The sequence below is a fragment of the Isoptericola sp. NPDC056134 genome (genome assembly GCF_042264825.1).
GTDB classification, from domain to species: Bacteria; Actinomycetota; Actinomycetes; order Actinomycetales; family Cellulomonadaceae; genus Isoptericola; species Isoptericola nanjingensis.
The window spans coordinates 1-25843 of sequence record NZ_JBHJVM010000028.1; the positions used below are offsets into that span (position 1 = coordinate 1).

At 73.4% G+C, this 25843-nt stretch carries 23 protein-coding genes; 10 read left to right on the forward strand and 13 right to left on the reverse strand.

Annotation, left to right across the window (positions count from 1 at the left end; genetic code table 11):
- Window positions 1-78: 78 nt before the first annotated feature.
- Both ACFCZN_RS18935 and ACFCZN_RS18940 read right to left on the reverse strand, forming a co-directional pair.
- Complete coding sequence (locus ACFCZN_RS18935; RefSeq protein WP_430557778.1) at window positions 79-504, reverse strand: hypothetical protein; 426 nt, start codon at window positions 502-504, stop codon at window positions 79-81.
- A 60-nt stretch (window positions 505-564) separates the two neighbouring features.
- Window positions 565-1440: an EamA family transporter gene (locus ACFCZN_RS18940; protein ID WP_430557779.1), complete on the reverse strand. Its 876-nt coding sequence runs from the start codon at window positions 1438-1440 to the stop codon at window positions 565-567.
- A gap of 126 nt (window positions 1441-1566) precedes the next feature.
- On the opposite strand from ACFCZN_RS18940, the gene ACFCZN_RS18945 reads away from it, so the two are divergent.
- The 3 genes from ACFCZN_RS18945 to ACFCZN_RS18955 are packed head-to-tail and all read left to right on the forward strand — an operon-like array spanning window position 1567 to window position 4276.
- On the forward strand, window positions 1567-2496 hold the full coding sequence (locus tag ACFCZN_RS18945; protein WP_429765320.1) for an ABC transporter substrate-binding protein: 930 nt from the start codon (window positions 1567-1569) through the stop codon (window positions 2494-2496).
- 5 nt (window positions 2497-2501) lie between these two features.
- Window positions 2502-3473 carry an amino acid ABC transporter permease gene (locus ACFCZN_RS18950; RefSeq protein ID WP_429765321.1) on the forward strand — a complete coding sequence of 324 codons (972 nt, stop codon included), beginning with the start codon at window positions 2502-2504 and terminating at the stop codon, window positions 3471-3473.
- Complete coding sequence (locus ACFCZN_RS18955; RefSeq protein WP_430557780.1) at window positions 3470-4276, forward strand: amino acid ABC transporter ATP-binding protein; 807 nt, start codon at window positions 3470-3472, stop codon at window positions 4274-4276. The genes ACFCZN_RS18950 and ACFCZN_RS18955 overlap by 4 nt, the downstream gene beginning before the upstream one ends.
- A gap of 49 nt (window positions 4277-4325) precedes the next feature.
- On the opposite strand, the gene ACFCZN_RS18960 is transcribed toward ACFCZN_RS18955, so the two are convergent.
- On the reverse strand, window positions 4326-4739 hold the full coding sequence (locus ACFCZN_RS18960) for a hypothetical protein (RefSeq protein ID WP_430557781.1): 414 nt from the start codon (window positions 4737-4739) through the stop codon (window positions 4326-4328).
- A gap of 28 nt (window positions 4740-4767) precedes the next feature.
- Window positions 4768-5508 (reverse strand): hypothetical protein, encoded by a 741-nt coding sequence (locus ACFCZN_RS18965; protein WP_430557782.1) that lies wholly within the window; start codon window positions 5506-5508, stop codon window positions 4768-4770.
- Window positions 5509-5629: 121 nt separating this feature from the next.
- Here ACFCZN_RS18965 and ACFCZN_RS18970 point away from each other — a divergent pair, with 121 nt between their 5' ends.
- On the forward strand, window positions 5630-6163 hold the full coding sequence (locus ACFCZN_RS18970) for an RNA polymerase sigma factor (protein WP_429765326.1): 534 nt from the start codon (window positions 5630-5632) through the stop codon (window positions 6161-6163).
- Complete coding sequence (locus tag ACFCZN_RS18975) at window positions 6160-6939, forward strand: hypothetical protein (RefSeq protein WP_430557783.1); 780 nt, start codon at window positions 6160-6162, stop codon at window positions 6937-6939. Before ACFCZN_RS18970 ends, ACFCZN_RS18975 begins: the two co-directional genes overlap by 4 nt.
- Window positions 6940-6949: 10 nt before the next feature.
- Here ACFCZN_RS18975 and ACFCZN_RS18980 read toward each other — a convergent pair whose 3' ends face one another.
- The 3 genes from ACFCZN_RS18980 to ACFCZN_RS18990 all read right to left on the reverse strand — a co-directional run bounded on the left by ACFCZN_RS18980 (window position 6950) and on the right by ACFCZN_RS18990 (window position 9952).
- Entirely contained in the window at window positions 6950-7996 is a 1047-nt protein-coding gene (locus ACFCZN_RS18980; protein WP_430557784.1) for an excalibur calcium-binding domain-containing protein, read from the reverse strand.
- Between the two features lie 106 nt (window positions 7997-8102).
- Entirely contained in the window at window positions 8103-9293 is a 1191-nt protein-coding gene (locus ACFCZN_RS18985; RefSeq protein WP_429765332.1) for an MFS transporter, read from the reverse strand.
- Complete coding sequence (locus tag ACFCZN_RS18990; RefSeq protein WP_430557785.1) at window positions 9290-9952, reverse strand: GntR family transcriptional regulator; 663 nt, start codon at window positions 9950-9952, stop codon at window positions 9290-9292. The genes ACFCZN_RS18985 and ACFCZN_RS18990 overlap by 4 nt, the downstream gene beginning before the upstream one ends.
- Window positions 9953-10103: 151 nt before the next feature.
- On the opposite strand from ACFCZN_RS18990, the gene ACFCZN_RS18995 reads away from it, so the two are divergent.
- The gene (locus ACFCZN_RS18995) at window positions 10104-13829 is read left to right on the forward strand and encodes a TM0106 family RecB-like putative nuclease (RefSeq protein ID WP_430557786.1); all 3726 of its coding nucleotides are present in this window, start codon (window positions 10104-10106) and stop codon (window positions 13827-13829) included.
- A gap of 25 nt (window positions 13830-13854) precedes the next feature.
- Here the strand turns inward: ACFCZN_RS18995 and ACFCZN_RS19000 are convergent, their stop codons facing one another.
- Together ACFCZN_RS19000 and ACFCZN_RS19005 are read right to left on the reverse strand one after the other, a co-directional pair.
- Entirely contained in the window at window positions 13855-14625 is a 771-nt protein-coding gene (locus ACFCZN_RS19000; protein WP_430557787.1) for a hypothetical protein, read from the reverse strand.
- Between the two features lie 120 nt (window positions 14626-14745).
- Window positions 14746-14949, reverse strand: coding sequence for a transcription antiterminator/RNA stability regulator CspE (locus ACFCZN_RS19005; protein WP_079576569.1), 204 nt, complete (start codon window positions 14947-14949; stop codon window positions 14746-14748).
- A 281-nt stretch (window positions 14950-15230) separates the two neighbouring features.
- On the opposite strand from ACFCZN_RS19005, the gene ACFCZN_RS19010 reads away from it, so the two are divergent.
- From ACFCZN_RS19010 to ACFCZN_RS19020, 3 genes are all read left to right on the forward strand, one after another.
- The gene (locus ACFCZN_RS19010; protein ID WP_430557788.1) at window positions 15231-16085 is read left to right on the forward strand and encodes an aldo/keto reductase; all 855 of its coding nucleotides are present in this window, start codon (window positions 15231-15233) and stop codon (window positions 16083-16085) included.
- A 161-nt stretch (window positions 16086-16246) separates the two neighbouring features.
- Window positions 16247-17536, forward strand: coding sequence for an ABC transporter substrate-binding protein (locus tag ACFCZN_RS19015; protein WP_430557789.1), 1290 nt, complete (start codon window positions 16247-16249; stop codon window positions 17534-17536).
- A 463-nt stretch (window positions 17537-17999) separates the two neighbouring features.
- Window positions 18000-18824: a hypothetical protein gene (locus ACFCZN_RS19020; RefSeq protein ID WP_430557790.1), complete on the forward strand. Its 825-nt coding sequence runs from the start codon at window positions 18000-18002 to the stop codon at window positions 18822-18824.
- 129 nt (window positions 18825-18953) lie between these two features.
- On the opposite strand, the gene ACFCZN_RS19025 is transcribed toward ACFCZN_RS19020, so the two are convergent.
- Genes ACFCZN_RS19025 through ACFCZN_RS19040 form a run of 4 tightly spaced genes read right to left on the reverse strand, consistent with a single transcriptional unit; the run spans window position 18954 to window position 23262 of the window.
- The gene (locus ACFCZN_RS19025) at window positions 18954-19739 is read right to left on the reverse strand and encodes an ABC transporter ATP-binding protein (RefSeq protein ID WP_429765345.1); all 786 of its coding nucleotides are present in this window, start codon (window positions 19737-19739) and stop codon (window positions 18954-18956) included.
- Window positions 19736-20734 carry an ABC transporter ATP-binding protein gene (locus ACFCZN_RS19030; protein ID WP_429765347.1) on the reverse strand — a complete coding sequence of 333 codons (999 nt, stop codon included), beginning with the start codon at window positions 20732-20734 and terminating at the stop codon, window positions 19736-19738. Before ACFCZN_RS19030 ends, ACFCZN_RS19025 begins: the two co-directional genes overlap by 4 nt.
- A 1-nt stretch (window position 20735) precedes the next feature.
- The gene (locus ACFCZN_RS19035) at window positions 20736-21737 is read right to left on the reverse strand and encodes a branched-chain amino acid ABC transporter permease (protein ID WP_429765349.1); all 1002 of its coding nucleotides are present in this window, start codon (window positions 21735-21737) and stop codon (window positions 20736-20738) included.
- 13 nt (window positions 21738-21750) lie between these two features.
- Complete coding sequence (locus ACFCZN_RS19040; protein WP_430557791.1) at window positions 21751-23262, reverse strand: branched-chain amino acid ABC transporter permease; 1512 nt, start codon at window positions 23260-23262, stop codon at window positions 21751-21753.
- Window positions 23263-23489: 227 nt separating this feature from the next.
- Here ACFCZN_RS19040 and ACFCZN_RS19045 point away from each other — a divergent pair, with 227 nt between their 5' ends.
- Window positions 23490-25727, forward strand: coding sequence for a S9 family peptidase (locus ACFCZN_RS19045; RefSeq protein ID WP_430557792.1), 2238 nt, complete (start codon window positions 23490-23492; stop codon window positions 25725-25727).
- Window positions 25728-25843: the final 116 nt, after the last annotated feature.

Genomic DNA, 25843 nt, shown 5'->3' on the forward strand with positions numbered 1-25843 from the left:
AGATAGAGAGGGGACGGACCGAACCAGTTTCGGTCCGCCCCCTCTCTATCTCGCGGTCCTCGCTTCTCTATCTCGGCGCTACTCGTCCTCGCGGTTCTCGCGGACCTTCTCCACGCCTTCCTTGAGCAGGAAGAGGGGCAGGATGAACGCCGCGAGCATCCCGGCGAGCCACACGATGACCGGTCCGACGATCCAGCCGGCGACGCCGCCGACGTCGAGCCCGTCGGTGACGAGGACCGCGACGATGAGGGCGACGAACGTCGAGAGCAGGCCGACGCCGCCGACGAGCGCGGGGGCGTTGTTCCGGGCCGCCTTGGTGAGGAACGGGGAGATGATCGCCTGCGCCACGGCGAAGATGACGACGGCGAGGACGAAGCCCAGCGGCTCGGACCAGTTGATGGAGAACGTCTCGAGGTCGAAGGCGGCGAAGATCCCCGCGGCGACGAGGACGCCCACCACCGCCGCCAGCAGGAACACGGCCGTACGGAGCAGGAACCTGATCATGCTCGGAGCGTAGAGCCGGGACGTCCCCGCGGCATGTCGGGCAGGCAGGGCGCCCCGTCGTCAGGCGGGCACGGCCAGCAGCCCGATGCCGGCCAGCACGACGAGAGAACCGACGATCTTCACGGCGGGGCGCGGCTCCTTGAACAGCCACCAGGCCAGGAGGGTGCCGATGACGATGCTCGACTCGCGGGCCGGCGCCACCAGCGCGATCGGCGACGTCTGCATCGCGACCAGCACGAGGATGTAGCCCAGCGGGGACAGCACGGCGACCAGCGCGATCTCGCGCACGTGCCGCCGGCTCATGCGGACGGCCTCCGCGCGGCGGCCGCGGTCACGCAGGATGGGCGCCAGCGTGAGCGACTGCCAGACGGCGTTGCACGCGAAGTAGGCCACGGGATCGAGCGCGAGCGTCGTGACGGCGTGCCCGTCCCACAGCGTGTACGCGGCGATGGCGGCGCCGGTCGCGAGGCCCCAGCGCACGCCCGCGAGGCCGCGCGAGGCGTCGACGCCGGACGCGCCCGAGCTCGCGACCACCGCCACGCCCGCGATCACCACGAGGCCGCCCACCACGTGGACGGCGTCCGCCTGCTCGCCGAGGACCACCAGCGCGACGAGCATCGTCAGCAGCGGCCCCGTGCCCCGCGCCGTCGGGTAGACGATCCCGAGATCGGCGCGTGCGTAGCCGGTGTTGAGCGCCACGCCGTACAGGTTGTGCAGCACGCCGGAGACCGCGCCCGCCAGCAGCAGCGCACCCAGGTCCGGCCAGCCCTCGCGGGCGAGGATCACCAGCCCTACCGGCGCCCACAGCACGGCGGACGCCGTGGCGTAGAGCCAGACGAAGACGCGCGAGTCGCCGGTGACACGCTTGGCCGCGACGTTCCACACCGCGTGGAGCACGGCGGCGGCGAGCACGAGCGCGAGCGAGGTGGGCGACATCGGCCCCGACCGTACCGGCAGACGCACACTGGGGTGACGACCTCCCGATCACCAGCCGGTTTGGAGAATAATTCCTCGGGCTGCATACTCATGCATCGACCCCTCGCACGATCCTCGGAGCCCACCATGCGCACCCGCCACACCCTCGCGGCGACCGTCGTCACCTCGGCCGTCGCCGCCCTCGCCCTCACCGGCTGCACCACGGCCTCGCAGGACCTCGGCCAGACGCCGGGCGCGTCCGAGGACAGCACCTCCGCCGCCGTCGACCTCGACGCGATCCAGAAGGACGACGCCGTCGCCGCGCTCGTCCCGGACGCCGTCGCCGAGGACGGCACGCTCACCCTGGGCTCCAACCTCCAGTACGCGCCGGTGGAGTTCCTCGACGCGGACGGCACGACGCCGGTGGGCATCGACATCGACATCGCGACCGCGCTCGCCAAGACGATGGGCCTGGAGCTGCAGGTCGAGAACGCGGGCTTCGACTCGATCATCCCGGCCATCGGCAGCAAGTACGAGGCCGGCATGTCGGCGTTCTCGGTCACGCCCGAGCGCCTGAAGACGGTCAACATGGTCAGCTACTTCACCGCCGGCTCGCAGTTCGCCGTCGCGAAGGGCAACCCCGACGGCGTGACCCCTGACGACCTGTGCGGGGTCAGCGTCGGCGTGCAGACCGGCACCATCCAGCAGGACGAGCTGGCCGAGATCAGCACGACCTGCACCGACGAGGGCAAGGACGCCGTCGACGTGCTGCCCTACGACTCGCAGTCCGACGTCACGACCAACCTCGCGGGCGGCAAGCTGCAGGCCATGTACGCGGACTCGCCGATCATCGCCTACGCCGTCGAGCAGACCGGCGGCTCCGTCGAGGCGCTCGGCGAGATCACGGACGCCGCGCCGTACGGCGTCGTCGTCGCCAAGGACGACGAGGAGCTCGCGAAGGCCGTCCAGGCCGGGCTGCAGAAGCTCATGGACGACGGCGTGCTCGCCCAGGTCGCCGACACCTGGGGCTCCGGCGCGGCCGTGCTCGACACGGCCGAGCTGAACCCGGCAGGCTGACCCGCATGGAAGACCGACCGTCCGGCCAGCTGCCGGAGCCCCTGCACGCCCGGCCGGTGCCCCGGCCGGGGCGGTGGGTGTCGGCCGTGGTGGTCCTCGTCCTCGTGGCGATGGCGGTCAACGCGCTCGTCACCAACCCCAACTTCCGGTGGGACACCGTCTGGCTCTACCTGCGCGACGTCGTCGTCGTGCGGGGCGTGGGCTGGACGCTCGTCCTCACGTTCGGCTCGATGGCGATCGCCATCGTGCTGGCCGTGCTGCTGGCGGTGATGCGGCGCAGCGACAACCCCGTGATGCGGTCGGTGTCGTGGTTCTGGATCTGGTTCTTCCGCGGCACCCCGATCTACACGCAGCTCGTGTTCTGGGGCCTGCTGTCGGTGCTGTACCCGCGGCTGTCCCTCGGCATCCCGTTCGGGCCGGAGTTCTGGACGTTCACCACCCAGGACGTCATCACGGCGTTCTGGGCGGCGCTGATCGGCCTCGCGTTCAACGAGTCCGCGTACCTGGCGGAGATCGTCCGCGCCGGCCTGTCGTCGGTGGACCCCGGCCAGACCGAGGCCGCGAAGGCGCTCGGCATGAAGGACGCCAAGATCCTGCGCCGCATCGTGCTGCCGCAGGCGATGCGCGTCATCGTGCCGCCCACGGGCAACGAGACCATCTCCATGCTCAAGACGACGTCGCTGGTGCTGGCGATCCCGTTCACGCTCGAGCTCACGTACGCCACCAACCAGATCGGCAGCCGCATCTTCCAGCCGATCCCGCTGCTCATCGTGGCCGCGCTCTGGTACCTGCTCATCACGTCGGTGCTCATGATCGGCCAGCACTACCTGGAGCGGTACTACGGCCGCGGGTTCGACGGCGGCCGCACCGGTCGCGGCGGGCGCGGCCCGCGCGGCGGGCGCAAGCCCCGCAAGCAGGACCTCATCGGCGCGTCCGGCACCACCAAGGACGACCCCTTCCTGGAGGTGACCCCATGACCGCGTCGGCCGAGGCCCCCGGGACCGCCGAGACCATGGTCGAGGTCCGCGACGTGCACAAGGTGTTCGGCCGCGGCCACGACGCCGTGCACGTGCTCAAGGGCGTCTCCCTCGACGTCCCGCGCGGCTCCGTGACGGTGGTGCTGGGGCCGTCCGGCTCCGGCAAGTCCACGCTGCTGCGCTGCGTCAACGAGCTCGAGGAGATCACCGCCGGCTCCATCCACGTGGGCGGCGACCTCATGGGCTACCGCCGCGACGACAAGGGCGTGCTGCACCGCCTGCACCCCAAGGTGATCGCGAAGCAGCGCTCCCGCATCGGGATGGTCTTCCAGCGCTTCCACCTGTTCCCGCACAAGACGGCGCTGGAGAACGTCATGGAGGCGCCCGTGCAGGTGCGCGGGCTGTCCAAGGCGGAGGCCCGCCGCAGGGGCCTGGAGCTGCTGGACCGGGTGGGGCTCGCCGAGCGGGCGGAGTTCTACCCGGCGCAGCTGTCCGGGGGCCAGCAGCAGCGCGTCGCCATCGCGCGGGCGCTCGCCATGGACCCGGAGCTCATGCTGTTCGACGAGCCCACCTCGGCGCTCGACCCCGAGCTCGTGGGCGAGGTGCTCGCCGTCATGCAGGACCTGGCCCGCTCCGGCATGACGATGATCGTCGTGACGCACGAGATCGGCTTCGCCCGCGAGGTCGCCGACCACGTCGTCTTCATGGACGACGGCGTCATCGTCGAGGAGGGCGCGCCCGCCGACGTGCTGGACAACCCGTCCGAGCCGCGGCTGCGGGACTTCCTGGCCCACGTGCTCTGACGGCCCGCCGGCCGAGCCCCGTCAGACCCGGTACGTGCCGTCGACGGGCTCACCGGGCCGACGACGCCGCCGCCCCGCGCGGCGCCCGCGCGACGGCGACGATCCAGACCGCCAGGGCTGCGAGCGCCGCCGCGGCCCACCCGCCGACGATCTGGCGGGCGAGGTCGCGGCACGCCAGGCGGTCCGCGGGCGGGACCGCCCACTCGGTCATGTCGAGGCCGTCGTCGAGGAGGCCCGCCGCCGCGGACCCCGACATGCACGTGGTCCCGTCGACGACGACGGGGGACAGCACCAGCCACCAGCCCACGCCGAGGACGGCGAACGCCAGCACCGTGACGGCGACGAGCCCGGCGCCGACATGTCGCCGTCGGCGGAGGGCGAGGACGATCGTCACGACGGGGACGGCGACCAGCACCACCGTCCACACGACGAAGATCGCCACGCCCAGCCGGTCGCTCGTCATCGAGCCTCCTTCGTCGTCGGCCGGTCGGTCAGAGCACGGAGCAGACGCCGCCCCAGTCGGTGTGACCGATGGTGACCTTCTTCCAGATGTGCGCGGAGTAGCCGCCGGCCGACGTGCGCGTCTTGGAGATGGTGCGGGTGTCGCCGTTGCTCCACGTGCTGCTGGCGCCGGTCAGCCAGGTGGTGCCGGTGGGGCAGCCGCTCGCGCCGGACGAGACCTGGTAGATGCGCAGGAACCCGGTCACGGAGCCCGAACCGCGGTACTGCCACGACGCGTAGATGCGGCCGCTGCTCTTCGACAGGCACATCGTGCCCGGGCCGGAGGTGGAGGCGCAGCGGTTGCCGGACGGCAGCGCCAGGGTGCTCGCCCCGGCGGACCGGGTGGCCGTGGTCGAGCCGTCGGCGACGGCGGTCGCGGCGTCGCCGCAGTCCTCGAGCAGGTCGACGCGGTGCGTCGCCAGGTCGGCGGGCGCGCCCATCGCGAGGTTGTAGTCGCGGTCGACCTCGTCGGTGATCGTGACGTCCTGCAGGGTGCACCCGCGAGCCTCGGAGTCGGCCTTCCAGTCGGTGGCCTCGGCGTCGGCGCGCTCCTGCGCGGCCCACGTCTCCCACTCGCTCGCGGGGCTGCCGGGTGCGGGCACGCCGGGCAGGTTCTCCTCCGTGGTCGCCGCCTGCGACGGGGCCGCGGCCGTGAGCGCCACCCCCAGCGCGAGGACGGCGGCGCCCAGGCCTGCGGCGATGTTCTTCCTGACGGTCCTGCCTCGGCTCATGTCGCTCCTCGGTTGGGCTCCGGCGCGCGATCGCGGCGTCGTCGTCGACTGGCGCGGTGACTACGGTGTAGCACTCGGGGGGTTGGCGGCAACTCCACTGGTAGGACGGAAAGGTTTCATCGTGGACGACGCCCGCGCCCGTGAGCTGCTGACGCAGATGTGGGTGGAGCAGCACGAGGTGGTCACACGATTCGTGGCGCGTCGGGTGGAGGCGGGGCTGGTGGACGACGTCGTGTCGGAGACGTTCCTGGTCGCCTGGCGCCGTCTCGGCGACGTGCCCGACGACCCGAAGCCGTGGCTGCTGGGCGTCGCCCGCAACGTGCTCGCGACCCACCTGCGCACCCACGGCCGCTGGCGCGCCCTGGGCGTGCGGCTCGAGCGGGAGCCGGAGGCGGGCAAGGAGGGTACCGACGACCTCGCCGCCGACCGGACCGACCTGCGCCGGGCGTGGGAGATGCTCTCCGACGCGGACCGGGAGGTCATCGCCCTCGTCGCGTGGGACGGGCTCACCGCGGTCGAGGGCGCCAAGGTCCTCGGCGTCCGGCCGTCCACGTTCTCGGTCCGCCTGACCCGGGCCCGGAAGCGGCTGCTGGCCTACTCGGGCCTGAAGCCCGACACCGCCGACGTGCTGCGCAACCTCCAGGAGTCGCGATGAAGTCCCCCATGATGGCGGAGCTCGCCGACCTCGACCCCGCGCGCCACCTCCGCGCGCCGGGCCGCCCCGACGACGAGGCGCTCCAGGCGATCCTCGGCACCGCGCGGCGGGCCACCCCCATCCGCCGTCGCGCGCGCCCCGCCGCCCTGGCGGGCGCGGCGGCCGCCGCCGTGGTGGCGGTGGCCGGCGTCGCCACGGTGTGGTGGCCCGGGTCGCCGGCCGCGTACGCGTCGTGGACGGCCGTCCCCGCCGCCGTCCCGCCGGCCGAGGTCGGGGCCGACGCCGAGGCGTGCGGCACGGTGGCGCACCGGATCGCCGAGGGCGACGACGGCCCGCAGATCGACGAGGTGCCGATCAGCCCGGTCCTGGCCGAGCAGCGCGGCGACTACACGTACGTGCTGCTCACGGGCGACGGCGCCACCGGCGAGTGCCTGGTCACGACGCAGGCCTCCGGCGCGACCGACGTCGTCGCGGGCGACGCCGTGCTGGGTTCCGAGCCCGCCGAGCCCGGGCCGCGCGACGTCACGACCGTCCAGGCCGGCACCGCGTCCTGGTCCGAGGGGGACACCGGCGACGGCGCGCTCACGTCCGCCTACGGGCGCGCGGGGGCGGACGTCGTGTCCTTCGCGCTCACCACCACCTCGGGCGAGCGCGTCGAGGCCACCGTCCAGGACGGCTGGTGGGCGGTCTGGGCGCCGGGCGAGGCATCGCTGCGGACCACCGCGGAGCTGACCTTCTCCGACGGCGCCACCGCGGAGGTCGCGGTCGACCGGTGAGACCCGGCGGCTACTCGCCGTCCTCGCAGGCGATGCCGTTGCCGTTGGGGTCGAGCGCGCCACGGTAGGCGGGCTGGCCGTTCTGGATGGGCGCGGCGCCGGCCTGACGGGCGGCGTTGCAGTCCCAGTAGAACCAGGCGGAGTCCTGCTGCTGCTGTTGCTCGACCTGCTGCTGCTTCTGCGCCTGCTGGTCCTCGAACGCCTTCTTCTGGCTCGCGAGCTCGGTCTCCTTGGCCTCGGCGGCCTGCTCGCGCTCCTTCAGCGCCTGCTCGCGCTTCTGGAGGTCGTCCTTCTGGGTGCTGAGGTCCTTCCGCTGCTGGTCCACCTCGGCCTGGGCCTGCTCGGCCGCGGCCTCCATGCGGTCGGCGTCCACGAGGGCCTGCGCGGCGTCGGAGCTGCGCACCATCGAGATGGAGACGCCGAGGATGCAGCCGAGCGCCAGGCAGGCGACGGCGACGCCGGCGATCAGCGGGCCGCCCCGCTTGCCGCGCCCGCGGGACCCGGACCGCGAGCGACCGGCCGGGGCCTCGGCCTCCTCGACGGCCCGGTCGGAGGCCCGGCGCTCCGCGCGACGGCCGCTGCTGGTGCGGATCCGGTCGCCGACGGTGCGGAGCGCGGCGGAGACGGTCGCGACCGCTCCGCGGTCGTCCTCGGCGGCGGGGTGGCCGTACTGGGGAGCGGCGGCCGGGATCGCCGCGGGCGGCGGGGCAGGCGGTGCGGAGACGGTCGCGACGGGAGCGCCGTGCGCGGCCGGGGACGACGGGGGCAGCGGCGGCTGGGGAGGCTGGGGAGGCTGGGGAGGTAGCGGGGGTAGCGGGGGCATGGCTGCGACGGTGGTCGCGGCGGCGGGCGCGTACGCGACGGCGGCGGGCACGGGCGCCATGACCGTGGTCGCCTCGGCGGGGGTCTCTGGCCGGGCCGGGCGTGCGGCGTCGTCCACCCAGTACTCCCACCCCTGGGGTGCGGGCGGCCACGCGGGGTCGGGAACCCACCCCGCGTCGGGCCGGAACCCCGGGGGTACCTGCCACCCCGGTGGCGGGTTGAAACGCACAGCCATGACACTCCTCCGTCGTCGAGCGGCACCCACTATGGCGGAAACCGCCCTCGTCGGTCCATGCGCCCGCCGTGCGTGCCCGCTCCGCGGACCGGCGTGGACGCCCCGGTCAGGCCCCCGGGAGGTGCTTGCGGTAGTGCGCGACCACGACGCCCGTGGACACCGCGCCGAGCGCCACGAGGACGGCGAAGAGCTGCGTCGTCGTGAACGGCGGTGTGACGGCGGCCATGACGGCCGGCGTGAGGAAGCCGGCGTACGCGACGGCGTAGAAGACGCCCGTGAGGCCCGCGAGATGGCGCGGCCCGGCGATGCGCTGCACCTCCAGGAGCCCTGACGACAGGCCGATCCCCATGCCCGCGCCGCCCACGACGGCGGCGCCCACGCCCCACCACGGGGAGCCCGACGCGACCACGAGCCCGACGCACGCCACCGCGACGGTCAGCGCCCCGGCCGCGACCGCCAGCCCGCGGGCCGAGTCGACGGCGTCGAGCCGCTTGGCGGCAGGCTGCACGACGGCGGCCACGCCGAGCGCGACCACGGTGAGCAACGTGGCGTACGCCACGCCGAAGCCCTGCGTCTGGTCGCGCAGCAGGACGGGCGCGTACCCGTAGGTGAGCGCAGCGACGACGAAGATCCACGGCGCGACGACCGCGACCACCCGCGTGAACCGGCGGTGCCCCGCCGGGGGCACCCGCAGGCCGCGCCACCACGGCCCGGCCTCGCCGCCGAACGCGTTCGACTCCGGCGTGCGGAGCACGACCAGGAGGAACGGCGCCGTGACGACCACGTGCACCACGAACGGCAGCACCTCGGGCCACGGCCCCCACTGCGCCAGCGCGCCGGCGACGAGCGCGCCCACGCCCGACCCGAGCGTGAACGCGAGGGACGCGCGGCGCGCGCCCGAGCCGGCGTCCGCGGCGCGGTCGTACGGGACCTGCGAGAGCTCCTTGATCCAGCTCGTGCCGACCGACGTCGCCGTCCCGACCGTGATCCCGGCGAGCAGGCGGCCGACGTAGATCGGAACGGGGCCGAGCGCGCCGAACGCCAGCACCGCGCTGGCGGCCATGCCGATCACCGTGCCCGCGAGCATCACGGGGCGACGGCCGTACCGGTCGGACAGCGTCCCGGCGACGAGCAGCGCGGGAGCGAGGCCGAGCACGTACACGCCGAGGAACGCGTTGACGGTGGCGTCGCCGTAGCCCTGCACCTCCTCGTACATGAGGAGCACGGGGGTGAACTGGTTGCCCGCCCACGACGACACGAACAGCGCGGCGAACGCGCCGAGCCACGGGCGCCTCACAGGATGCCCCGGTGCCGGCGCACGTGGTCGTGCAGCAGGTCGCAGTACGCGTCGGCGTCGCCCTGCTCGACGGCGGCGAGCATCGCCTCGTGCTCGGCGAGCGCGGCGGAGACCTCGTCCGCCCCGACCTGCAGGTGCTGGAACATGAGCCGCAGCTGCCGGTCGCGCAGCAGCCCCATGAACTGGATCGCGGTCTGGTTGCGCGACGCCCGCACGAGCACCCCGTGGAACGCCGAGTCGGCGACGACGAACGCCTCGACGTCGTCCGCGGCGGCCGCCCGCCGCTGCGTGTCCAGGTGCGCGCGCAGCTCGTCGACGACGGCGGGCGCGGGACGCCCGTGCGCGAGCGCGCGGCGGGCGGTGGAGCGCTCGACGGCCTCGCGCATCTCCAGCACGTCGCGCGCCTCGTCGGGGGCCATCGGCACGACGGCGGCCCCGCGCCGCGGCGCGACGGCGAGCAGCCGCTCGGCGTCGAGCCGCAGGAACGCCTCGTGCACGGGGGTGCGGCTGATGCCGAGCTCCGCCGCGACGTCGCCCTCCGACAGCAGCACGCCGCCGGCCGCCTCGCCCGAGAGGATCTTCGCCTTGGTGTGCTGGTACGCGCGCTCGGCGGCGCTGAGGGTCGGCGGGGTGGGCGCGGGTGTCGAGGAGACGGTCACCCGGGGCAACCTACGCTTGCATCCAACTTGCATGCAAGGCCGGGAACGAGCGGTGGGCGCTCGTCTGGCGCTATCCCTGGGCGGACCAGCGCCCCACGAGCGCCCACGACGATCGGTGAGGCGTGTCGGTCGCCGCTGGTAGACCGGGGACATGTTCCTCCTGGACGCGGACCGCAGCACCGACGGCACCGGCGAACCCGTCGTCGTGCACTCCGCGAGCGACCTGGTCGTGGCCGCCGAGTGCGAGTTCCGGCTGCTGCGCCGCCTCGACGAGCTGCTCGGCCGGGTGCCGCGGCGCGAGCGCGAGGCCGACGTGATGCTCGAGCGGACGGCCGCGCTGGGCGACGCGCACGAGCGCCGCGTCCTGGACGAGTACGTGGCCCGCTTCGGGCGCTCCGACGGCGGTCCCGGCGGCGTCGTCGAGGTCGGGGCGCCGGCGCGGCTCACGCGGGACGGGCTGGAGGCAGCGCACGGCGCGACCCTCGCGGCGATCGAGTCGGGGGCGGACGTCGTCGCCCAGGCCTCGTTCTTCGACGGCGAGTTCCACGGCCGGGCCGACTTCCTCGTGCGCGACCCGCTGGGCGACCCCGACGTCGGTCCGGGGCGCCCGGGGGAGCACGCCGCCGGCGTCCTGCCGCGCTACGCCGTCCTCGAGACCAAGCTGGCGCGGCGGGCCAAGGTGACCGCGCTGCTGCAGCTCGCGGCGTACGCCGACCAGCTCGCCGCCGCGCACGTCGACCCGACCGACGCCGTGCACCTGGTGCTCGGCACCCGCGTCACCAGCTCCCACCGGCTCGCCGAGCTGCTGCCCGTCCTCCAGGAGCGACGCGCACGGCTGCGGGAGGTCGTCGCCGCGCACCGCGCCGACGACGGGCCGCTCGCGTGGGTCGACGAGCGGTTCACCGCCTGCGGCCGGTGCCCCGCCTGCGCCGAGCAGGCGGCGGAGCACCGCGACGTCCTGCTGGTGGGCGGCGTCTACGAGCAGCAGCGCACGCGCCTCGTCGCGGGCGGCATCACGACCATCGACGAGCTCGCGAAGGCCGAGGAGCCGCCCGCGGGCATGCCGGCCCGCAGCTTCGAGCGCGTGCGCGACCAGGCGCGGCTGCAGCTCGGCACGGGGGCGTTCGGCACGGGCGAGTGGGACGGCGAGGTGGCCTACGACGACCACGGCGAGCCGGCCGTCATCCGGTGGCAGCTGCCGGACCCGTCCGCCGTGCGCCGGCTCCCGCCCCCCAGCCCGGGCGACGTCTTCTTCGACTTCGAGGGCGACCCGCTGTGGTCCGACCCGCAGGGCGAGCAGTGGGGGCAGCAGACCGGCCTCGACTACCTGTTCGGGCTGGTGGAGCGGCCCGACGTCGAGGGGGAGGCGCCACCGTTCCGCGCGTTCTGGGCCCACGACCTCGCCCAGGAGCGGCAGGCGCTCGTCGACTTCGTGGACTACCTCGCCGAGCGCCGGCGGCGGTACCCGGACCTGCACGTGTACCACTACGCGTCGTACGAGCGGGTGCACCTGCTGTCCATCGCCGCCCGGCACGGCGTCTACGAGGAGGAGGTGGACCAGCTGCTGCGCGACGGCGTGCTGGTGGACCTCTACGCCGTCGTGCGGTCGTCGCTGCGGATCTCCGACCGCTCCAAGTCGATCAAGAAGCTCGAGCCGCTGTACATGGGCGACGACCTGCGGTCGGGCGACGTCACCACCGCGGCCGCGTCCATCGTCGCGTACGCCGAGTACACGGCCCTGCGCGACGCCGGCCGGCACGACGAGGCCGACGCCCTGCTGCGCGACATCGCCGACTACAACCGGTACGACTGCGTCTCCACGCTGCGGCTCTTCGACTGGCTGCGCTCCGCCGCCGACGTCGTCGACGCGCGCGAGGGCGCCCCGGCGGCGGCCGGCGCCACCGCCGACCGCGCCGAGGAGGCCGGCGCCGTGCCGGCCGAGGAGACGCCCCGTCAGGCGGCGACGCGCGAGGCCCGCGAGCGGCGCCTGGCCCTGGAGGCCGCGGTGCGGGACCGCGTCGGCGAGGACCGCGGTGCCCGCGACGACGAGGCGCAGGCGCTCGCGATGATCGGTGCGTCGCTGGGCTACTGGCGCCGGGAGAGCAAGCCGTTCTGGCACGAGCACTACTCGCGGCTGGAGCTGCCGCCGGACGAGTGGCAGGGCCGCCGGAACACGTTTCACGTGGAACGCGCGGCGGTGGTCCAGGACTGGCTCGTCGAGGACGGGCGGCGCGCGCCGGCGCGGGTCCTGGAGCTGGTCGGCCGCCTGTCGGAGGGCTCGGAGCTCGGCGTGGGCTCCGTGCCGTTCGTGCTCTACGACGCCCCCGCGCCCGACGCCGTGACGGTGCCGGCGAACGCCGTGCGCGGCTTCCACGGCGGCGCGACGATCGTCGACGCGGTGCGCCGCCCGACGGACGCGGGGGAGCGGGACGTGCTGCTGCTCCGCGAGCAGGTGCGCGTCGGGGCCGAGACCTTCGACGCGCTGCCGATGGCGCTCACCCCGTCGAGCGGCCCGCGCGCCGACCCGCAGGAGCAGGCGCTCGAGGAGGTGGCAGGGCGCGCGCTGGCGGCCTGGGACGCCGACCGTGCGCTGCCCGACGGCCCGGCCGCGGACCTGCTGCGCCGCCGCCCCCCGCGCCTGGCCGGCGGCGTCCCGCTGCCCGACGTCCCGGGCGGCGACTTCACCGCCGCGGTCCTCGCGGCGACCCGCGACCTCGACCGCTCGTACCTCGCGGTGCAGGGCCCGCCCGGCACCGGCAAGACGCACGTCGGCTCGCACGTGATCGCCGCGCTGGTCGCCGAGGGCTGGCGCGTCGGGGTGGTCGCGCAGTCGCACGCGGCCGTGGAGAACATGCTGCGCGCCGTGGTGGAGAAGGCGGGCGTGCCCGCCGACCGGGTGGCCAAGAAGCGACAGGCGGACGGCTCGGGGCACACCGCGTCGCCCTGCGCGGAGCTGTCGGGGGACGACCTCGCCGAGTTCTCCCGCCGCGGCCCCGGCGTCGTCGGCGGCACGGCCTGGGACTTCGCCCACCCCGGCCGCTGGCCGGACGACGACCTCGACCTGCTTGTCGTGGACGAGGCGGGACAGTTCTCGCTCGCGTCCACCATCGCGGTCTCCCGGTCCGCGCGTCGTCTGCTGCTCCTGGGCGACCCGCAGCAGCTGCCGCAGGTCAGCCGCGGGCGCCATCCCGAGCCCGTCGACCGGTCCGCCCTCGGCTGGCTCGTCGACGGCCGCGACGTGCTGCCGCCGGGGCTCGGGTACTTCCTCTCGCGGTCGTGGCGGATGCACCCTGCGCTCTGCGAGGCCGTGTCCCAGCTGGCGTACGAGGGCCGGCTGCAGGCCCACGAGACCGCGGCCGACCGGCGGCTCGACGGTGTGGCCCCGGGCGTGCACCACGTGCCCGTGCGGCACGAGGGCCGCGGCGTCGCGTCGCCCGAGGAGGCGCAGGAGGTGGTGCGGCAGGCGGCCGCCGTCGTCGGGCGGTCCTGGACCCCGGGCGCCGGGCGGCCCGCGCGCCAGCTCGAGCCGCGCGACGTCGTCGTGCTCGCCGCCTACAACGCCCAGGTGTGGGCGGTGCGGCGCGCGCTCGACGACGCGGGGCTCGGGGGCGTGCGGGTGGGCACGGTCGACCGGTTCCAGGGCACCGAGGCGCCGGTCGCGATCGTCACGCTCGCGGCGTCGTCGCCCCACGACGTGCCCCGCGGCACCGGGTTCCTGCTGTCCCGGCACCGGATCAACGTCGCGGTCTCGCGCGGGCAGTGGTGCGCGATCGTCGTGAGGTCGCCCGAGCTCACCGACTACCTGCCGCACACCCCCGAGGGCCTCGGCCGCCTCGGCGCCTTCCTCGGGCTGTGCGAGCGGGCGGTCGCTGGTTGAGCCGGTCGAAACCCGCCGACGAGGCTCAGAACCCCCCGAAGTCGCCGCCTCCGAAGTCGCCCCCGAAGTCGCCGAACCCGCCGGCGTCACCGCCACCGTCGTAGCCGGGGTCCGCGCCCGCGGCCTCGGTGTACCCGGCCTCCCCACCGGCGTCGGCTCCTGCGTCACCCCCGGCGTCGCCACCCTCGGCCCCGGCGTCGGAGCCCGCGTCGCCGGCGAAGTCCTGCGAAGGGTCGCCGAAGGCCGGGCCGAAGAGCGCGTTCGCGACGGCCGAGCCGATGACGACGCCCGCGACGGTGCCGAGCAGGCTGGAGCCGACCATCGACCCGAAGCCCGGACCGCGCGCGCCGTAGCCGCCCTGGCCGCGGAAGGACTGCTCCAGCGTGCCGGGGTTCCGCATCTCGGCGCGCGTGGCCATGCGGGCGAGGGCCTGCGGGTCGTCCGAGGTCGCGCGCTCGGCGGGCGGGAGGCCGGAGCCGAGCTCGTCGAGCACGCGGCGGCGCTGCTCGGGCGTCAGGCGGGAGAACGCCTCGGCGTGCGCCTGCTCGACCGCGTCCGGCGGCGCGGTGCGCAGCAGGTAGCGGTAGCGCTCGACGGCCACCTCGTCGGGGTCGCGGTGGGCGGCGGGGACGCCGGTGCCGGGCCGGCCGGCGGGCTGCTGGCCGGGGTACGGCGCGTAGCCGTGCTTCCCCGGCGCCTCGCCGGTGCGCGGCCGGGCGTCGTCGGGCCGGCCGGGAACGCCGTGGTACGAGCGCTCGTCGTGAGTTCTGCCGAGGAGTCGGTCGAGGAATCCCATGACGGTCCAACGATCGCGTCGGGGCCGGCGTTCCCGGGAACGGCGACGGCCCGCACCCCGACGAGCGGGGTGCGGGCCGTGCGACTCACGCGGCCGGCGTCAGCCGGCCGGGCGGTGAGATCAGAGCGGGCGGACGTTCTCCGCCTGCGGGCCCTTCGGGCCCTGCGTGACGTCGAACTCCACGCGCTGCTCCTCGTCCAGGGACCGGTAGCCCTGGGACTGGATGGCGGAGAAGTGGACGAACACGTCGGCCGAGCCGTCCTCGGGGGCGATGAAGCCGTAGCCCTTCTCGCTGTTGAACCACTTCACGGTTCCGGTGGCCATGCTTACTCCTTCAAGAGGTGTCGACGACCTCGACCGTCGAGATCGCGCATCACGGTGAATCGTCGTCAACTCTTGAGACCAAGGTCCGCCGGGTGACCGCATCAGTCCTTCCGACGCGATCGCCGTGGCGCGGACGGGAGACCGTCCGGATCGAGCGAGGCACTGCAACGGGGACAACGGTACGCGAGCGCGAGCACGCGCACCAGTGTTGCCGCACCGGCTGTCCACAGGGTGGTCGCGTCGGTGGACGCGGCGTCGGCGGGGGCCGATACAAAGGAGCCATGACCACTTCCTCCGTGCCTTCCCTCCCCCTGTCCGGCGACGTCGAGATCCCCCAGGTCGGCCTCGGCGTCTTCCAGGTGCCCGACGACGGCACCCAGGCCAACGTCGAGCAGGCGCTCGAGCTCGGCTACCGGCACGTCGACACCGCCGCCGGCTACTACAACGAGGCGGGCGTCGGCGCGGCGCTGCGCGCGTCGGGGCTGCGCCGCGAGGACGTCTTCGTCACCACCAAGCTCCGCAACGGCGACCAGGGGTACGAGCAGGCGCTGCGTGCGTTCGAGGACTCCCGCCGCGCGCTCGGCGTCGACCAGGTCGACCTGTACCTGATCCACTGGCCGGTGCCGAGCAAGGACCTGTACGTCGAGACGTGGCGCGCGTTCGAGAAGCTGCTCGCCGAGGGCGCCGTGCGCGCGATCGGGGTGTCCAACTTCCTGGTGGAGCACCTCGACCGGCTCGTCGCGGAGACCGACGTCGTGCCCGCCGTGAACCAGGTCGAGGTGCACCCCACGTTCCAGCAGGCCGCGGTCCAGCGTCGCTGCGTCGAGCTCGGCGTCGCCGTCGAGGCGTACTCGCCGCTCGGCCGCGGCGCCGACCTGGACGCGCCGGCCGTCGTCGCCGCGGCGGCGGAGCTCGGCGTCACGCCCGCGCAGGTCGTGCTGCGGTGGGCGGTGCAGCAGGGGCGGATCGTCATCCCCAAGTCGCTGTCGGCCGCGCGGCAGGCCACGAACCTGGACGTCTTCTCGTTCGAGCTGTCGGCCGATCAGGTCGCCGCGATCGACGCTCTGGAGGCCGGCGTCGAGGGGCGCACGGGGGCGGACCCGGCCACCGCGTCGTTCACGCAGTTCCGCGCCTGACGCGGGGGCTCACGAGGCCGGGTGTGACGCAGGTTACAGGTTCGTCACGATCTGCCGGGAGGGACCCGCGCGACACGTCCGCGACATACAGTCTCGCTACGTTCAGCGGCACTGAATGCGGTGTTGAGCCGCGAATGTCCTACCTCCAAAAGGGGAACAGCATGATCCGACGCACCACGGCCGCCAAGGGCATGGCCCTCGCGGCAGTCCTCAGCCTCGGCCTCGCAGCCTGCGCCTCGTCCGACGGCGGGAGCGGCGACAGCAGCGAGGGCGGCGGCGGCTCCGCCGAGCCGCTGAAGATCGGCACGATCCTGCCGGTCACGGGCACCCTCGCCTTCCTCGGGCCGCCGGAGATCGCCGGTGTCGGTCTCGCGATCGACGACATCAACGCCGCCGGCGGCGTCCTCGGCAACGACGTGAGCGTCGAGTGGGGCGACTCCGGCGACAGCACCGACCTCTCGGTGGCGACCAGCACCGCCACCGACCTCATCGGCAAGGGTGTCTCGGTCGTGATCGGCGCGGCATCGTCGGCCGTGTCCCTCGGCGTGGTCGACCAGTTCGCCGAGGCGAGCGTCATGCAGATCTCGCCCGCGAACACGGCGGCAGACCTGTCGGGGTACGGCGAGTTCTTCGCCCGCACCGCCCCGCCGGACACCGTCCAGGGGCCGGCGCACGCCGACCTCATCATGGGCGACGGCCACTGCAAGGTCGGCTTCCTCGTGCAGAACGAGGCCTATGGCAACGGCCTGCGCGACTACATCCAGGAGGCGCTCGAGGCCGGTGGTTGCGAGGCGGTCTACGGCGGCAACGGCGAGGGCCACGAGTTCGCGCCGGGCGAGACCAACTTCGGCGCCCAGGTGACCGACCTGCTCGCGCAGAAGCCGGACGCCATCTCGATCGTCGCGTTCGAGGAGACCACCGCGATCGTCAACGAGCTCGTGTCGCAGGGCTGGGACTTCGACGGCACCACGTACTTCGTGGACGGCAACCTCTCCAACTACGGCGACGCCTTCGACAAGGGCACCCTCGCCGGAGTGCAGGGCACGCTGCCCGGCGCGCAGGCGGACGACGCCTTCCGCGAGCAGCTCACGACCTGGTACTCCGAGAACGAGGACGGCGAGCTCGAGGACTTCTCGTACTCCGCCGAGTCGTACGACGCGACTGTCCTCGCCGCGCTGGCCGCGGTGAAGGGCGGAGCGACGGACGGCGAGACCATTTCGAAGAACATCCGCGCGGTGTCCGGTGCCGACGGCGGCACCGAGGTGAAGACCTTCGAGGAGGGCGTCAAGGCGCTCGAGGCCGGCGACGACATCCACTACGTCGGCAAGTCCGGCATCGGGCCGCTCAACGAGTCGAACGACCCGACGTCCGCCTTCATCGGCATCTACAAGTACGGCGCCGACAACACCTACACCTACCAGCGGCAGATCGAGGGCAAGATCGAGGAGTGATCCTCGCTCGCTGACCTCGTCACACGACGGCCCGGACGCTCGCGCAGAGCGGCCGGGCCGTCGCCGTGCCCGGAGTCGCCACGCCGCCGCCGAGGTCGAACCCGTGATGCCGAGGTAGTACCGCTCCGGCCGAGGTAGTACGGCCGGCGCCGAGGTAGTGCGAATCCTGGTGAGGTAGTACGGATCTCGTCGAGGTAGTACAGATGGCGGCGCGGTAATTCCCCAGGACGCGGAAGGACGTCGTGGCGCACCCTGGGCCCGCCAGCCTGCCCCCAGAACGGGTTCGTCCACAGGCTGAGGCGTGCGAAGGATCTGGATGGTCCTGAGCGACCAGGGTCTACTCATGAGAGAAGCCGAGCACCTCCCGGCGATCCGGCGTATCGCGGGGATTCTGGAGTCGATGAGGGCGCCTGGGTCGCCGTTGGTCGGAATGCGCTCGGCCGACGCCGCGCAGCCTCCGCTGGTGCCGGACGCTCTCGCGCTCGAGCACGTCGACGACGGCCGCGAGCCGGGGCACGACGTCGCGCTGCTGGGGCTCGTGGGGCGACTCACCGAGAGCGCGGCGACGCCCCTCTGGTTCAGTCACGACACCGCCGCGATGCTGCACGGTGCATGGACCTACCGGACGCCGCCGTTGGTCCATGTGACGCGGGAGGCCAACCCGCACGTGGACGAGCACCACGAGCCCTCGGTGCGGCGCCATCACACCCCGATGCCTCCCCGGGACCGCGCCTCGGTGCGCGGGGTGCCGGTGACGTCTCTCGCCCGCACTCTCGTCGACTGCATCCGCACCCTCCCGCGCGACGGTGCTCTCGTCGCGTGCGACTCGATGTTCCGGCTGGGCGCCGACCCGGGGGAGGTCTCGCGCATCATGTCGGCGTCGCGGGGAAAACGGGGTGTCGTGCGTGCGCGCGAGATCCTCGACCTGTGCGACCCGCGGTCGGGCTCGCCCGGAGAGTCGGTGGCGAGGCTCGCCGCGTCGGACGCCGGGCTTCCACGGCCCGGGTGCCAGCTCGAGGTCCTGACGGCGCGGGGGACCTTCTACGTGGACCTGGGGTGGGAGGACATCAGGCTCGCCGTCGAGTTCGACGGGGAGCTCAAGTACGAGGACCACCCCGAGGAGGTCCGCCGCGCCGAGGCCGCGCGGCAGCGCGCGCTCGAAGACGCGGGATGGATCGTCGTCCGTGTCCGGTGGGAGGACCTGGGCGACCCGGAGGCGCTCGAGCACCTCATCCGGGGCGCCTACCTCGCGGCGCGACGGCGGGCCTTGCTCGGGCTGACCGCCTGACCCCCTGTCCCGCTCGTCCGCGACGACGACGGCGGCCGCTCACCCGAGCGGCCGCCGTCGTCGTGTCTCGTGCGTACTACCTCGGCAGGTCCGGTACTACCTCGGCAGGTTCGGTACTACCTCGGCGGGCTACTTCGTGTCCTCCGCCAGGGAGCCGAGGTAGAGGGAGATGACCTTCGGGTCGGACTGCAGCTCGCGCCCGGTGCCGGTGTACGCGTCCTTGCCCTGGTCGAGCACGTAGCCGCGGTCGCAGATCTGCAGGCAGCGGCGGGCGTTCTGCTCCACCATGATGATCGACACGCCCGCCTTGTTGATCATCCGGGTGCGTAGGAACGTCTCGTCCTGGCGCACCGGGGACAGGCCCGCCGACGGCTCGTCGAGCAGCAGCACGGACGGGTTCATCATGAGCGCCCGGGCCATCGCCACCATCTGCCGCTCGCCGCCGGACATGGCGCCCGCCCGCTGGGTGCGGCGCTCGTGCAGCACGGGGAACAGGTCGCGGATGAACGACCAGCGCTCGTCGAACACCTTCGGGCGCAGGTACACCCCCATCCGCATGTTCTCCTCGACCGACAACGACGGGAAGACATTGTTGGTCTGCGGCACGAACCCGACGCCGCGCGCCACGAGGGTGTTGGCCTTCATGCCGGTGATGTCGTCGCCGCCGAGGGTCACGGTGCCGGAGTGGATCTTCACCAGCCCGAACAGCGCCTTGAGCAGCGTGGACTTGCCGGCGCCGTTGGGGCCGATGATCCCCACCAGCTCGCCCTTGCCCACCTCGATCGAGCAGCCGTCGAGGATGTGCACCCCGGGGAGGTAGCCCGCGACGAGGTTGTCGGCCCGCAGCAGGAGCTCCTTCCCCTCGGGGACGCCGCCGGGGTGCGTGGGGGTCGTGAGTGTCGAGGTGTCGCTCATCGCTTCTCCTCCTCGGCCTCGAGGCGGGCCAGGATCTCGGGGTCGAGCAGGGAGTCGTCGCCCAGGTCGGTGTCGTGGTGGGCGCCCAGGTAGGCGTCGACCACGGCCTGGTCCTGCATGACCGTCGCCGGCGGCCCCTCGGCCACGATCCGGCCCTCCGCCATGACCACCACCCAGTCGGAGATGTGCCGCACGGCGTGCATGTCGTGCTCGACGAACAGGACCGTCATGCCCTCGTCGCGCAGCGCCTGCACGTGCCCCAGGAGGGACTGCACGAGGGCGGGGTTCACGCCCGCCATCGGCTCGTCGAGCATGATCATCGTCGGGTCAGTCATGAGGGCGCGCGCCATCTCGAGCAGCTTGCGCTGCCCGCCCGACAGCGACCCGGCGAAGTCGTCGGCCTTCGCGTCGAGCTTGAACCGGGCGAGGATCTCCATCGCCTTCTCGGTGGCCTCCTTCTCGTGCGCCTGCCAGGTGAACGGCAGCCAGGAGAGCCAGAAGCGCTCGCCGGGGTTCTTCGGGGACGCGAGCAGCATGTTCTGCAGCACCGTGAGCCGCGACAGAGCCTTCGTGAGCTGGAACGTACGGACCATCCCCGACTGGGCGACGCGCGCCCCGCTCTTGCCGGCGAGCGACTTCCCCTCGAAGCTCCAGCGACCGCTCTCGGGCGTGTCGAAGCCGGTGAGCAGGTTGAAGAACGTCGTCTTCCCGGCGCCGTTCGGGCCGATGAGCGCCGTGATCGCGCCCCGCTGCACCTCGAGGTGCTCGACGTCGACCGCCGTCATGCCGCCGAAACGGCGCACGACGTCGTCGGCCACGAGGATGGCGTCCGGCTTGGGCGCCCCCACGACGGGCTCGACCTGCGAGAGATCGTCGCGCGCCTCGGCGGCGACGGCCGAGGTGGGGGCGACGGCGGCCGCGGCCGCCGCGTCGACGACGGACTCGGGCGGGCCGGCCGCGTCGTGAGCCTGGCCGGACGTGGTCTCTTCGGACATGTCAGCGGACATTGAAGGCCAGCTCCTTCTTGTTCCCGAGGATGCCCTGCGGCCTGAAGATCACGAGGAGCATCAGCGTGATACCCACCAGCATGCCGCCGATCTGCTCCACGTTGGTGGTGCTGATGACGTCCCCCACCCCGGTGTTCTCGGACAGGGCGCGCATCCCGGTGCGCATGAACATGTAGGCGCCGAAGAAGATCATGGCGCCGAGCACCGGACCGAAGACGGTGGCGGCCCCGCCGAGCAGCAGCACCGTCCACACGAAGAACGTCATCGTGCGGCCCATCGCGTCGGGGGCGATGGTGATCGGCAGCACGTAGAGGACGCCACCGAGGGCGCCGAGCATGCCGCCCAGCACCAGCGACTGCAGCTTGTACGAGTACACGTTCTTGCCGAGCGCCCGCACGGCGTCCTCGTCCTCGCGGATGCCCTTGAGCACGCGGCCCCAGGGGCTACGGGTGACGAGCCAGACGAACAGCAGGGCCAGGGCGACGACGCCCCACGCGAAGATCCGCGTCCACCAGGAGTCGGACCCGGTGTTGATGTACTCGAGCGGCCCGATGACGGTACGGCCGTCGGGCAGGGGTGACAGGTCCTGGAAGGTGCCCTTGTAGTTGCGGCCCTGGAGGCCGGAGGCCCCGCCGGTCCACTCCTGCAGCCAGGTGGACCGCCCGATCCACCGGATGATCTCCGCGGCGGAGATGGTGACGATCGCCAGGTAGTCGCCGCGCAGCTGGAGCGTCGGGATGCCGAGCAGCAGCGCGAAGATCAGGCCCGCGACCAGGGCGACGAGCAGCGCGAGGAAGAACGGCGCCCCCGCGATCGTCGCGATGCCGAAGCCGTAGGCGCCCAGCAGCATGAAGCCGGCCTGGCCCATGTTGAGCAGCCCGGTGTACCCGAAGTGCAGGTTGAGCCCGATGGCGGCGAGCGCGTACGCGGCCGTCGTCGGGGCGATGAGCTCGGCGAGCGACTGGGTGAGGATTCTGAGGAACTCGTCCATGGTCGGTCTCCCTTCAGCCGATCCGCTCGCGGCGGCCCAGGATGCCCTGCGGCCGGATCAGGAGCACGAGGATGAGGATCACGAGCGCCGACGCGTACCGCAGGTCGCTCTGGATCACGAGGTTGGACAGCTCGACCACGAGGCCGATGAGGATCGACCCGACGAGGGCGCCGAACGCGGTGCCGAGGCCGCCGAGCGTCACGGCGGCGAACATCAGCAGCAGGAGCTGCACGCCGAGCTGCCAGTTGAACGACCCGAACGAGATGCCCCACATCAGCCCGGCCAGCGCGGCGAACGCGGTGGCGAGGATCCACACAACGCGGACCACCTTGTCGGGGTCGATGCCGGTGGCCGAGGCCAACGCCGGGTTGTCGGACACGGCGCGGGTGGCCCGGCCCAGCCGGGTGCGGGTGAGGAAGAGCGCGAAGCCGATCAGGCACACCAGCGCGACCGCCATCGAGATCCACGACGTGGTGCTGAGCGTGATCCCCAGCAGCGTCAGGGGCCGCGGGTTGGCCGACAGGATGCGCTCCGACCCGCCGCCGATGAGGAGCTGGATCACGTACTGCAGCGTGATCGACAAGCCGATCGAGACGATCATCAGCTGCATCACCGGGGTGCCCCGGCGGCGCAGCGGCCGCCAGATGGCGGCGTCCTGCGCGACGCCCGTGAGGGCGCAGACGGCGATGGTCAGCAGGCCCCCGACCCAGATCGACATGCCCATCTGGTTGATGGCGATGAAGCCGAGCGCGGCGCCGAGGGCGAACTGCTCGCCGTGGGCGAAGTTCGACATCCCGGTGGTGCCGAAGACGAGGTTGAGCCCGATGGACGCGAGGGCGAGCAGCAGGCCGAAGCGGATGCCGGAGCCGAACTGCTGCCACACCTGGCCCCAGGAGAACGCCCGCTCGGAGGCGTCGCCCTCCGGCGCCGTCGCGACGCCGTCGCCCTCGGTGGTGGTGCCGGTCCCGGCGTCGGTGCCCTCGTCGCCACCCGGTGCCGTCGTGGTGGCCTCGGCGCTGGGGCTCTCGGGAGCCACCGCCTCGCCGCCGACCTGGAACGCGGCCCGTCCGGTGCCGCCGGTCTGGGCGGTGACCTGGAGCTCGGTCGACGCACCGTCCGGCAGCTGCTCGCCCGCGGGCAGAGACGCGGGATCGAGCGTGAGGGTGTAGCGGCCGACCTCGGGCACCGCCACCGACGCGGGGGCGTCCGCCGTGGTGGTGACGGTCTCGTCGAAGCCGCCCGGACCGGTGATGGTCACCTCGGCGTCGGCGATCCGGTCGCCCGCGTCGTTCATGACGACGACGGCGACGCAAGCGGTCGAGTCGTCGGGCTTGCAGTCGGTCGCGACGTCGGTCGCGAGCCTGGTAGCGGTGGTGCTGGTGGCGGCGCTGCTGGTGTGCGCCGCGTCCGCTCCTGGGGCTGCCTGCGCTGGTGGCGAGGCGAGCACGGCAGGGGCGAGGGCGATCGCAAGCGCTGCCACCGTGCGGCGCAGCGCGATCGCCCTGGTCGGTCGGTCCGTCGTCATCGGCCGGGTCCTCCGTGTGTCGATGTCGTTCCCCCGGGGCGAGCCCGGGGTTCCACCCGCTCACCCCGTCGATGCAGGGACACTAAAGGCCCCATGTATCCGCGGCGTTTCGCGAGCGTGCCGCGAGTGTAGCCACGAAAATGTGACCCAAATGACAGATCCAGGTCACAGTCCGGCATCGTGCGGGCGGAATCCGGTCCTCGCCGTCGCGGACCTAGGCTGGCCGGGTGCCCGACGACCTGACCGCCCCCGCAGACCTCGACGCCACCGACGACGCCTCCCCTGACCCCGTCCCCGACCGCGCTCCCGTGGCGGAGCGCCGCCCCACCGTGCGCCGGCACCACGGCGACGAGTTCGTCGACGACTACGAGTGGCTGCGCGACAAGTCCTCCCCCGAGGTGCTGGCGCACCTGGAGGCGGAGAACGCGTGGACCCAGGCGCGGCTGGCGCACCTGGCGCCGCTGCGGCAGGCGGTCTTCGACGAGATCAAGGCGCGCACGCTCGAGTCCGACCTGTCGGTGCCCGTGCGGATGGGCGGGTCCTGGTACTACACGCGCACCGAGGAGGGCCGGCAGTACCCGATCCACGCGCGTGTGCCCGCCGCGGGGGAGTGGGCGCCCCCGCAGATCGAGGCGGGCTCCGTGCCGCCCGGCGAGCAGGTGCTGCTCGACCAGAACGTCGCGGCGGACGGGCACGACTTCTTCTCCCTCGGCTCGTTCGACGTGTCCGAGGACGGCGCGCGGCTCGCCTACGCCGTCGACACCCAGGGCGACGAGCGGTTCACGTTGCGCGTGCGCGACCTGACGACGGGCGCGGACCTGCCCGACGTCGTCGAGGGCACGTTCCCGGGCGCCGTGCTCACGCCCGACGGCCGGTACGTCTTCTACCCCACGGTCGACGACGCGTGGCGGCCCTACCGGATCTGGCGGCACGAGGTCGGCACGCCGGCGTCGGACGACGTGCTGGTGCTGGAGGAGCCCGACGAGCGGTTCTGGATCGGCGTCGGGCTCACGCGCTCGCGCCGCTACCTGGTGATCGAGGCGGGGTCCAAGACGACCAGCGAGGCGCGCGTCCTGGAGGCGGACGACCCCACGGGCGAGTTCCGCGTGGTCTGGGAGCGGCGGGACGACGTCGAGTACACGGTCGAGCACGCCGTGCTGGGCGACGGCGACGGCGCGGGCCGCGACGCGCTGCTCGTGCTGCACAACGACGGCGCGGAGAACTTCGAGCTGGTCGTGGCGGACGTCCCGGCCCGCGCGGGCGACGACGGCGCCGCCGGTGCCCTGGACCCGGCCGCGGCGCGCGTCGTCGTGCCCCACGACCCGGACGTGCGCCTCGAGGGCGTGGACGCCTTCGCGCGCCACGTGGTGCTGAGCCTGCGGCGCGAGGCGCTGCCGCGGGTCGCGGTCGTCGACCTGGCGCGCACGACGGGCGAGCAGTCGTGGACGGCGCGGGAGATCGACGTCGACGAGCCGCTGTTCTCGGTGGCCCTCGACGCGAACCCCACGTGGGAGCAGCCGCTGCTGCGGGTGCAGCACACGTCGTTCGTCACGCCCGCCACGGTGGTGGACGTCGACCTCGCCACGGGCGAGCGGCACGTGCGCAAGCGGCAGCCCGTGCTGGGCGGCTACGACCCGGCCGACTACGCGCAGCACCGCGAGTGGGCGACGGCCCAGGACGGCACGCGGGTGCCGATCAGCCTGGTGTGGCGGCGCGACGCGGTGACGCTCGACGGCTCCGGCACGCGCGCCGAGCCCGCACCGCTGCTGCTGTACTCGTACGGCGCGTACGAGACGAGCATCGACCCGTACTTCTCCGTCCCGCGCCTCAGCCTGCTGGACCGCGGCGTCGTCTTCGCCGTCGCGCACGTGCGTGGCGGCGGCGAGCTGGGCCGGCACTGGTACGACGACGGGAAGCTCGCGGCCAAGGAGCACACCTTCAGCGACCTCGTCGCGTGCGCGCGGCACCTCGTGGAGACGGGCTGGACGTCGCCGGAGCGGATGGTGGCCGACGGCGCCAGCGCGGGCGGGCTCACGGTGGGCGCGGCGCTCAACCTGGCGCCCGACCTGTTCGTGGGCGTGCTCGCGGGCGTGCCGTTCGTCGACGCGCTCACCTCGATGCTCGACCCCACCCTGCCGCTCACCGTCGTCGAGTGGGACGAGTGGGGCGACCCCCTGCACGACGCCGAGGTGTACGCCCGGATGAAGGGGTACGCGCCGTACGAGAACGTGCCCGACGACGCGTCCGCGTACCCGCGGGTGCTGGCGACGACGTCGCTGCACGACACCCGCGTGCTGTACGTGGAGCCCGCCAAGTGGGTCGCGCGGCTGCGGGCCGCCGGCGCCCCGGCGCTGCTCAAGATCGAGATGTCCGCCGGGCACGGCGGCGTCTCCGGGCGGTACGCGCGCTGGGAGGAGATCGCGTTCGAGCACGCGTGGACGCTGGACGTCCTCGGCGCGGCGTGAGGGACGGCTGCGCGACCCGGGCGCGCCGCGGGTGAACCCTGCGTGGCCGATCCCACATCGCGGGGTTGGAACGGCGGGCGCGCCCCGGACGTCGTAACGTCGCGGGGCCGGGGTCG

Bases quoted from the DNA above. Each gene is read 5' to 3' on its own strand.
- ACFCZN_RS19000 (WP_430557787.1), bottom strand. From the start codon at position 14,625: ATGGGATTCCTCGACCGACTCCTCGGCAGAACTCACGACGAGCGCTCG.
- ACFCZN_RS19025 (WP_429765345.1), bottom strand. From the start codon at position 19,739: ATGAGCGACACCTCGACACTCACGACCCCCACGCACCCCGGCGGCGTC.
- ACFCZN_RS18945 (WP_429765320.1), top strand. From the start codon at position 1,567: ATGCGCACCCGCCACACCCTCGCGGCGACCGTCGTCACCTCGGCCGTC.
- ACFCZN_RS19005 (WP_079576569.1), bottom strand. From the start codon at position 14,949: ATGGCCACCGGAACCGTGAAGTGGTTCAACAGCGAGAAGGGCTACGGC.
- ACFCZN_RS19035 (WP_429765349.1), bottom strand. From the start codon at position 21,737: ATGGACGAGTTCCTCAGAATCCTCACCCAGTCGCTCGCCGAGCTCATC.
- ACFCZN_RS18935 (WP_430557778.1), bottom strand. From the start codon at position 504: ATGATCAGGTTCCTGCTCCGTACGGCCGTGTTCCTGCTGGCGGCGGTG.
- ACFCZN_RS19015 (WP_430557789.1), top strand. From the start codon at position 16,247: ATGATCCGACGCACCACGGCCGCCAAGGGCATGGCCCTCGCGGCAGTC.
- ACFCZN_RS18995 (WP_430557786.1), top strand. From the start codon at position 10,104: ATGTTCCTCCTGGACGCGGACCGCAGCACCGACGGCACCGGCGAACCC.
- ACFCZN_RS18965 (WP_430557782.1), bottom strand. From the start codon at position 5,508: ATGAGCCGAGGCAGGACCGTCAGGAAGAACATCGCCGCAGGCCTGGGC.
- ACFCZN_RS19030 (WP_429765347.1), bottom strand. From the start codon at position 20,734: ATGTCCGAAGAGACCACGTCCGGCCAGGCTCACGACGCGGCCGGCCCG.
- ACFCZN_RS18960 (WP_430557781.1), bottom strand. From the start codon at position 4,739: ATGACGAGCGACCGGCTGGGCGTGGCGATCTTCGTCGTGTGGACGGTG.
- ACFCZN_RS18980 (WP_430557784.1), bottom strand. From the start codon at position 7,996: ATGGCTGTGCGTTTCAACCCGCCACCGGGGTGGCAGGTACCCCCGGGG.
- ACFCZN_RS18940 (WP_430557779.1), bottom strand. From the start codon at position 1,440: ATGTCGCCCACCTCGCTCGCGCTCGTGCTCGCCGCCGCCGTGCTCCAC.
- ACFCZN_RS18955 (WP_430557780.1), top strand. From the start codon at position 3,470: ATGACCGCGTCGGCCGAGGCCCCCGGGACCGCCGAGACCATGGTCGAG.
- ACFCZN_RS19040 (WP_430557791.1), bottom strand. From the start codon at position 23,262: ATGACGACGGACCGACCGACCAGGGCGATCGCGCTGCGCCGCACGGTG.
- ACFCZN_RS18975 (WP_430557783.1), top strand. From the start codon at position 6,160: ATGAAGTCCCCCATGATGGCGGAGCTCGCCGACCTCGACCCCGCGCGC.
- ACFCZN_RS19010 (WP_430557788.1), top strand. From the start codon at position 15,231: ATGACCACTTCCTCCGTGCCTTCCCTCCCCCTGTCCGGCGACGTCGAG.
- ACFCZN_RS18950 (WP_429765321.1), top strand. From the start codon at position 2,502: ATGGAAGACCGACCGTCCGGCCAGCTGCCGGAGCCCCTGCACGCCCGG.